The sequence below is a fragment of the Sphingobacteriales bacterium genome (assembly GCA_012517435.1).
GTDB lineage: Bacteria > Bacteroidota > Bacteroidia > CAILMK01 > JAAYUY01 > JAAYUY01.
In genome coordinates this window covers 1-7,916 of sequence record JAAYUY010000166.1, presented here as the reverse complement: position 1 = coordinate 7,916, position 7,916 = coordinate 1, and the positions used below count along the sequence as shown (strand labels likewise).

The window sequence follows — 7,916 nt, the reverse complement described above, 5'->3', positions numbered from 1 at the left end:
CTTAAAATTTTGAAATCATACATCAGTGTATAGCGGTTGACCATGTTACCACCTCCGTTTGCAGCTATCTGATGGTAACATTTATAATAACTTCCAATGGCAATCCTGCTCGCTGTATCACCGGACTGAGGACCGTTTACCCACTGATGATTTCCGACCAGAATAAGGTCATTGCCCACAGTTGCTTTAGTCAGGTTTGAAGCATTCTGAAACTTCCAGTAACCCTTCAGATGAGGCTGCTGTGAGGGATTTAAATCCTGTGCATTCAGACTGAATAAAATGAAAGGCGTCAGTAAGCAAATGACAACTAACTTTTTAAAGGCAATAAAAATACTTTTCATTACTCACCTTTTAAGAAAAAAAATTAAGGTGCAAGTTACAACTGTAATGAAAAATATCAGTTTTTTTTACATTATTCCGATCAGGCGTACATACCAGCTGTTCAGATCCATATAGAGAATTACCGGATCTTCCGGATTGTCAAGGATATACATGAAATATTTACCATTTTCAGCTTCTATCCTGATGGCACTGACACCATAAATATCCCCGTACCTGACAGATACGGGTACCAGATAGCTGGTTTTATCTTTAACCAGTTGAAAATCAGCTGTCAGGCCTTCACCTAAGTCGAGTGAAACTTTTTCACCTGCTTTGAGTTTTTGAAAAACATCTTTTGCCAGCCAGACACAGCTTTTATCATTCAGCACATAATCCGATTTAAAGTTGAAGTAATTCAGATAGGATGTGGCCGATTGAAGTGCTTCGGGAGCAACCTTGACCTTTCCTGACATTCCTGAGTTTGATGTCATGAACCAGTCGAAAATGAGACCTTTTTTTGAATTTTCATCAATCCTGATGTTAAACAGGTAGTTGCGGTTATCAAAGTTGACTTCATACAACAGCACACATTCCTTTTTAAACAATTTCGGGGATTTTGAGCCTTGTGCCTTCAGGTGAGCAGGGAGCAGGCTTCCGGCAAATAAAATGCAAACCAGAATGAAACTTTTTCTTCTCATTGTTTTTTTATTTAAGTGAAAGACAAATCATTAATACCATTGTGTATCCAAAAGTAAAATTTTTAATCTTTCATTAAAAAGTTGTCTCTTTCGTGGAGAAAAGGCAGGTTTTTTCTGGTGGTTTCGATGGTATCTTTTTGTATGGAAAATGTCAGTACAGTTTCATGATGAGCAGCAAAAGCAATAATTTTCCCCATCGGATCAACTGCCATGCTGTGTCCGTTGTGAGGTGTACCATTTCCATCGGGCCCGACACGGTTAACTGCTACCACATAAGATTGATTTTCAATCGCTCTGGCTATGATGAGGGGATCCCAGTGTGCAATTCTTTTTTCCGGCCAGTTGGCAACGATCAGCAAAACGTCATAATCTTCAAGATTTCTGTTCCATGCCGGAAAACGCAGGTCGAAACAGATCATCGGACAGATACGGAAATCTTTGTACACAAAGACGAGTTTTTCCTTACCGGCTGTGTACTGATGATGTTCTCCGGCCATTGTAAAGAGATGTCTTTTGTTGTAGCAGTAATAATTGCCGTCAGGTTGAATGAAGTAAAAACGGTTGTAATATTTCCCCTTTTCTTTGATAATCAGGCTGCCGCAGAGTGCTTTATTTAATGCTGAAGCTGTTTGTTTCATCCAGTGAAATGATTCACCATCGGGAGCTTCGGCCAGTGCAGACGGCTTCATGCTGAATCCAGTTGTAAACATTTCAGGTAAAACAATAACATCAGTCTCATGCGGGACATATTCTTTAATGAAACGCTCTATTTTGCTGATATTAGCTTTTTTGTCCTCCCATGCCTGATCAAACTGAATCAGTGAAAATGTCAGATTTTGCATAGTATTTCAGCAGCTTTTTTAAGTGTGTCTTCTGATTTTGCAAAACAAAAACGCAGTACCTTGTGGTCATCACGGCTATGATAAAAAACACTGACCGGAATGGAAGCAAGTTTATATTTTTCAGTAAGCTCAACTGCAAAATCAAAATCCCCTTTTTCTGAAATATTTTCATAGCTCAGGCATTGAAAATAGGTTCCGGAACATGGAATGGGAGTAAAACGGGATGCCTGAATGCCTTCCAGAAAAATATCCCTTTTTTTCTGATAAAATTCATTGAGCTCGAAATAATGCTCTTCGTTGCTGAGAAAATCAGCATAGGCATGTTGAATGGGTGTATTGACAGCAAAAACGACAAACTGATGGATTTTTCTGAATTCTTCGGTTAGTTCGGGCGGAGCAAGCACATAACCCATTTTCCAGCCAGTCGTATGATATGTTTTTCCGAAAGAGCTGATGATCAGTGATTTGTCTCTTAATGATGGATAACGAGTAATGCTTTCATGCCTGTGTCCATCAAAGATAATGTGCTCATATACCTCATCGCTCAGAATAATAATATCCCTGTTATTAACGATTTTTTCCAACTCAGTGATGTCATTTTCTGTCAGGATTGAACCGGTAGGATTATGAGGCGTATTGAGGATAATCATTTTGGTTTTGTAAGAAATAAGTTTTTTTACTTCGCTCCAGTTGATTTTATAGTCCGGAAGCGACATTTTAACATATTTCGGAACGCCTTTATTCAATAAAATAGCTGGCAGATAAGAGTCGTAAGCCGGCTCAAAGATAATGACTTCGTCTTTTTCCTTGACAAAAGCAGAAATAGCCGTAAAGAGTGCCTGGGTAGCTCCGGCAGTAATCGTAATTTCTTTATCGGGATCGTAAACAGCCTCATAAACTTTTTCTGTCTTTTCAGCAATTTTTTCTTTCAGGCGTGGCAGGCCTGGCATGGGTGCATACTGGTTGAACCCTTTGTTCATGTAATGATTGACGAGTTCAATCAATTTGGCAGGACAGTTAAAGTCAGGAAAACCCTGTGAAAGATTAAGTGCCTGATGTTCATTTGAAAGCTTAGTCATCGTTGCAAAGATACTTTCGCCTATCCCATGAAGTTTGGGAGATAAATTACCTTGTAGTATGACCATAAACCTTGATTATTTGATAAATGGGCTTTAAACCCGCTTTCGTTTATTCGTCAAAAGTAAGTTTAAAAATTCAATTAAAAAATAATCAGCAAGCTGAAAATGATTGTGGTCTGAAAAAGTGCAGGTAAAGGTAATAAAAGTAAAGACTTAATAATAACAAGGTATAGAGGCTGTATGATCCGACTATTTGAGCGATTTTTAGCCCGACAAGTGAAGTGCCGCTCATACTCAGTATTGTCATTAACAATAAGATGATAATCAAAAACCATATATTAACCTGTTTTTTGTTAAATAACATTAGGTAAAACAGCGGGATCAGAATCACAGTCATGCTGACGAGGTGATTTTTCCAGGTAATGCTCGAAACGATGTGCATAAATAAAAAGACAAGACTGAGCTCAAAAAAGGAAAGGGTTTTGTTTGATTTTATCTGCCTGAAAATGAAAAGTAAAAAAGGAATACTAATCAAAATTTTGGTGGAAAGAGCAATCATGGGGACAATATCAGGCTTAACAGGGAAATAGGGAAATACATGCAGATTGTCTCCAACGGATGGCAAAAAAAGGCGTCCGATGGCAGCGTCAAGACTTTGATTGGTGAACCTGTAAAATAATTGATTATCAAGGAGGTTGGTGTATAAGACATGGGTATAAAAATCATGTAAATCGCGGATACTTTGCTCATATCCCCTGAAAGGAAAAGGAAGAAGCAACAGGATGATAAAAATGCCTGCTGAAATCAGCAGATGACGTAAACTGAATTTGCGGACAAAAAACCAGAAAAGAAAAATGACAGGAATAATTTTGAATCCGGTAGCAAGCGTAAAAAAAACAGTCGCTGGAAAAGTTTTGTTATCAAGCATTTTTTGATAACCAAGCAAAATAAACCAGACTATCAACAGGTTGATTTGCCCAAGGTCAAAGTTGGTCCAGAGATAACGGGCAGAGAATATCAACACCAGAAAAAGCAGAAAAAGGATTTTTTGCTTTTCTGTGTTTTTTTTGCTCAAAAGATGAAACAATGTATTGAAAACCAGAAAAATCAGAATAAGATTCAGAAGATTAAAAATAAATGCACTTGTTTCGGGTTTGGCCAGATTTAAAGGAGTAAAGAGCATGGCCATAAAAGGAAGATAAAGGTAGGGAGGAACAGTTTTGTAGTATTGGTCATAGAGTGGCATTCCTTCAGTAAAAAACCAGCCTGAAAAAAAATAGACAGATAAATCGGTGACTGTTTCGGTTATTCTTTGGGCTTTAATGTAACAAATAACTATCCCTGCCAAAAGCACAATCAAAGCAAAACTCCATGCCCACCATTTTTTAGAGTACTGATGGAAGAGATAGTGAAACACGCTAAATGAATTTTAAATCTTCCTTTCCTATTACTTTTTCACAATAATGGCATTCCATCTTCAACTCAGGAGATTTGTTAACCACGTGAAACCGGGTAGTTACTGTTTCATGATTGGTGATGCATTTTGCATTGGGGCATTGTATCAGACCTACTATTTCATCAGGTACCTCAACAATTCTTTTTTCTTTCACATCATAATTTTCGATGATGGTAAGCGTGGCCTGAGGGGCTACCAGTGAGATTTTATTGATTTCATTGGGCTTGAAATAGGTTTCTCTTACTTTAATGATCCCTTTTGAGCCCATTTTACTGCTTTCCATATTCATCCCCATGATGATAGTGGACTTTGATTCATCGAGCTTTAAGATACGTGCAACCTGCATGACACTGGCCGATGGAATATGATCAATGACGGTTCCGTTATCCAGTGCATTGACGATTAATTCTTTCATTTTATTTGTTTTCATGATACCACTCCTAAAATCATTGAAATTATTGCCTGACGAACATAAACACCATTTAATGCCTGTTCAAAATAATAGGCCTTTTCGGTTTGATCTACCTCAATATTGATTTCATTAACACGGGGTAAGGGATGCAACACTTTCATACCTGGTTTGGCATTTTCAAGGTCTGAAAGTTTGAGTTCATAGAAGTTTTTCACCTTTTCATATTCAGCAGGGTCTGAAAATCTTTCCCGCTGAATTCGGGTCATGTATAGTATATCCACGTCATTGATGACTTCACCAATGTTGTTGTGTTCAGAATAATTAAGTCCAAGGTCATTGACTTTATCTTTATATTGCTGTGGGATTGCCAGAAACCGGGGAGAGACAAAGGCAAATTCGCAGTTGAAATTGGCCATCGCCATCAGTAGTGAGTGGACAGTGCGTCCGTATTTCAGATCGCCAACGAATCCGATCTTCAGATTTTCAAGGCGTTTTTGCGTTTGCCGGATAGTGTACATGTCCAGTAGCGTCTGAGTAGGATGCTGATTAGCCCCGTCACCGGCATTCACGACCGGAACCCTTGAAACTTCCGAAGCAAAACGTGCACTTCCGTCAATGGGATGACGCATGATTATCAGGTCGCAGTAATTATTGACCGTCCGGATGGTGTCTCTCAGGGATTCTCCTTTTGAAACACTGCTTGTTCCTGCTTCACTAAAACCGATGATCCTGCCTCCAAGCATCGAAATGGCACTTTCAAAACTCAGACGGGTTCGTGTGGACGGTTCGAAAAACAAGGATGCAATCACATATCCGTTTAGCAACGGCTGACGCGGGTTTTTTTCAAATTCTGCTGCCTGATCCAATATCAGGAGTTGTTCCTCCTTTGAAAAATCATTTATGGATACCAGGCTCCTGTTTTTAAGACTGTTCATTTTTTAAATTAAGTTATTGTTTTTTATTCGAACTGCTTTAAGGTTTTTCCTATTATTGCCACGCACTCATGTATTTGTTCCTCGTTAATGACCAGGGGTGGAGCAAACCTGATTTTATCGCCATGAGTGGGTTTTGCCAGCAAGCCATTTTCTTTCAATGCAAGGCATAAATCCCATGCATCTCCTTTTTCCATCGGATTGACCACGATGGCATTCAACAAACCTTTTCCCCTGATGATTTTTATCATGGGAGATTTAATTTTTTCAAGTTCACTTCTGAAGATTTTACCAAGGCGGTATGCGTTTTCTGCAAGATTTTCATCTTTCACCACCTGAAGGGCTTCGATGGCAACCGAACAGGCCAGAGGATTTCCTCCAAAAGTACTTCCATGTTCTCCCGGCTTGATGACCAGCATAATGGGATCATCAGCCAATACGGCAGAAACCGGAAGAACTCCTCCGGACAAAGCTTTTCCGAGAATAAGAATATCGGGGCGAACCTGTTCATAATCACAGCATAGCATTTTTCCTGTGCGGGCAATGCCTGTCTGTATCTCGTCCCCGATAAACAACACATTGTTTTGTTTACACAACTGATAGGCGGCTGCTAAGTAACCTTCATCAGGGACAAATACACCTGCTTCCCCCTGGATAGGTTCAACCAGGAAACCGGCAATATCGTTCGCTTTTATCACCTTTTCGAGTGCTGAAATATCGTTGAAGGGAATTTGAATAAATCCGGGCATATACGGGCCAAAACCTTTGTAGGAGGTAGGATCGGTTGAGAAAGAGATGATGGTGGAAGTCCTTCCATGGAAATTGTCGTTGCAAACGATTATCTTAGCCTGATTTTCAGGTATTCCTTTGACATCATATCCCCATCTGCGGCAAAGCTTGATGGCCGTTTCGACAGCTTCGGCACCTGAATTCATGGGCAGGATCTTGTCGTAACCGAAATATTTGGTGGCATATTCTTCAAAAACACCCAGACGGTCGTTGTAAAAGGCTCTGGAAGTTAGCGTGATACGATGGGCCTGTCCGACAAGGGCATTGATAATTCTTGGATGGCAATGTCCTTGATTTACAGCTGAATAGGCACTTAAAAAGTCATAATATCTTTTGCCTTCAACGTCCCATACAAATACGCCTTCTCCACGCGACAGAACTACGGGTAGGGGATGATAGTTGTGTGCCCCGAATTGATTTTCCAGTTCCATTAATAGGGCTGAACTTAAATTTTCAGTCATCATAAATTTATTGATTTTAAAGTGTAAATTTTCAAGATGGCAAATATAGAGTTTGTCAGGAAATTAATCCTGAAAAGGGAAGGTGATGATTATTTTTTCAACCAGGGAGTGATGGTTTTTTTCACCACGGAGGCACGGGGGAATTTTCACCACAGAGGCACAGAGAGCACGGTTTGTTTCACCACGGAGACACGGAGGCACGGAGTTATTATTTTTACCACAGAGGGCACGGAGGAGCACGGAGTTTTTTTATTTATGAAGTTCTTATTTCTGCAAATTATTTTCTTAGTGTCTTAGTGTCTTGGTGGTTAAGTTTTTTTCACCACAGAGGCACAGAGAGCACGGAGGGCACGGTTTGTTTCACCACGGAGACACGGAGGCACGGAGTTATTTTTTTTACCACAGAGGGCACAGAGGAGCACGGAGTTTTTTTACCACAGAGGACACGGAGGGGCACGGAGTTTTTTATACCAATAAAGCACAAATGCCTGAAAATTATATTCTTCGTGTCTTTGTGGCTAATATTTTTCCAACCCACTTATTTCTTAACTCCTTCCAGCCTGTTCATATAATAGTAGGTATTCATCCGTTTGTCGTCTGAAACTGAAATTTTGTTCTGGGCAAACCAGTTTTCAAATTTGGTAAGTTGTTTTTCAAAGATTTTTTTCCAGTCATTGTATTCCTGTGGAAAGAATGTTTTAAAAAGCCAATAGTGGTAACCTTCGAATACGTCATTGTCAATCATCTTTTTATGATAATCAAACAAAAAGGAAGGATATTCGAGTTCTTTTCCCCTGAACCAGTATCCGATAAAGGCTTTTCGCATAAAATACAGATTGCTGATCCGGAATCCGCCTTCATTCAGGCGATCCACACACAATTCATAAGTGGTAACATAAGATTGTTCAAAATTCACCTTAAAGTTT

At 39.5% G+C, this 7,916-nt stretch carries 9 protein-coding genes; all 9 read right to left on the bottom strand.

The features are described 5' to 3' along the window. Positions 1 to 341: hypothetical protein (locus tag GX437_09765; GenBank protein ID NLJ07943.1), on the bottom strand; the 341-nt coding region annotated here is incomplete at its 3' end. Between the two features lie 66 nt (positions 342 to 407). Continuing rightward, entirely contained in the window at positions 408 to 1,019 is a 612-nt protein-coding gene (locus GX437_09760) for a hypothetical protein (protein NLJ07942.1), read from the bottom strand. A 62-nt stretch (positions 1,020 to 1,081) separates the two neighbouring features. Continuing rightward, on the bottom strand, positions 1,082 to 1,861 hold the full coding sequence (locus GX437_09755; protein ID NLJ07941.1) for an amidohydrolase: 780 nt from the start codon (positions 1,859 to 1,861) through the stop codon (positions 1,082 to 1,084). Next, positions 1,849 to 3,006, bottom strand: a complete 1,158-nt coding sequence (locus GX437_09750) for an aminotransferase class I/II-fold pyridoxal phosphate-dependent enzyme (GenBank protein ID NLJ07940.1) — start codon at positions 3,004 to 3,006, stop codon at positions 1,849 to 1,851. The genes GX437_09755 and GX437_09750 overlap by 13 nt, the downstream gene beginning before the upstream one ends. 85 nt (positions 3,007 to 3,091) lie before the next feature. Continuing rightward, the gene (locus tag GX437_09745; GenBank protein ID NLJ07939.1) at positions 3,092 to 4,357 is read right to left on the bottom strand and encodes a DUF2029 domain-containing protein; all 1,266 of its coding nucleotides are present in this window, start codon (positions 4,355 to 4,357) and stop codon (positions 3,092 to 3,094) included. A gap of 1 nt (position 4,358) precedes the next feature. Then, positions 4,359 to 4,826, bottom strand: coding sequence for an aspartate carbamoyltransferase regulatory subunit (locus tag GX437_09740; protein ID NLJ07938.1), 468 nt, complete (start codon positions 4,824 to 4,826; stop codon positions 4,359 to 4,361). Continuing rightward, positions 4,823 to 5,743, bottom strand: coding sequence for an aspartate carbamoyltransferase (gene pyrB, locus GX437_09735; GenBank protein NLJ07937.1), 921 nt, complete (start codon positions 5,741 to 5,743; stop codon positions 4,823 to 4,825). Before pyrB ends, GX437_09740 begins: the two co-directional genes overlap by 4 nt. Positions 5,744 to 5,766: 23 nt before the next feature. Beyond that, entirely contained in the window at positions 5,767 to 6,990 is a 1,224-nt protein-coding gene (gene rocD / locus GX437_09730) for an ornithine--oxo-acid transaminase (GenBank protein NLJ07936.1), read from the bottom strand. Between the two features lie 538 nt (positions 6,991 to 7,528). Further along, a partial coding sequence (locus tag GX437_09725; GenBank protein ID NLJ07935.1) for a hypothetical protein occupies positions 7,529 to 7,916 on the bottom strand: 388 nt, incomplete at its 5' end.

Bases quoted from the DNA above. Each gene is read 5' to 3' on its own strand.
- GX437_09760 (NLJ07942.1), bottom strand. From the start codon at position 1,019: ATGAGAAGAAAAAGTTTCATTCTGGTTTGCATTTTATTTGCCGGAAGC.
- GX437_09755 (NLJ07941.1), bottom strand. From the start codon at position 1,861: ATGCAAAATCTGACATTTTCACTGATTCAGTTTGATCAGGCATGGGAG.
- GX437_09750 (NLJ07940.1), bottom strand. From the start codon at position 3,006: ATGGTCATACTACAAGGTAATTTATCTCCCAAACTTCATGGGATAGGC.
- GX437_09740 (NLJ07938.1), bottom strand. From the start codon at position 4,826: ATGAAAACAAATAAAATGAAAGAATTAATCGTCAATGCACTGGATAAC.
- pyrB (NLJ07937.1), bottom strand. From the start codon at position 5,743: ATGAACAGTCTTAAAAACAGGAGCCTGGTATCCATAAATGATTTTTCA.
- rocD (NLJ07936.1), bottom strand. From the start codon at position 6,990: ATGACTGAAAATTTAAGTTCAGCCCTATTAATGGAACTGGAAAATCAA.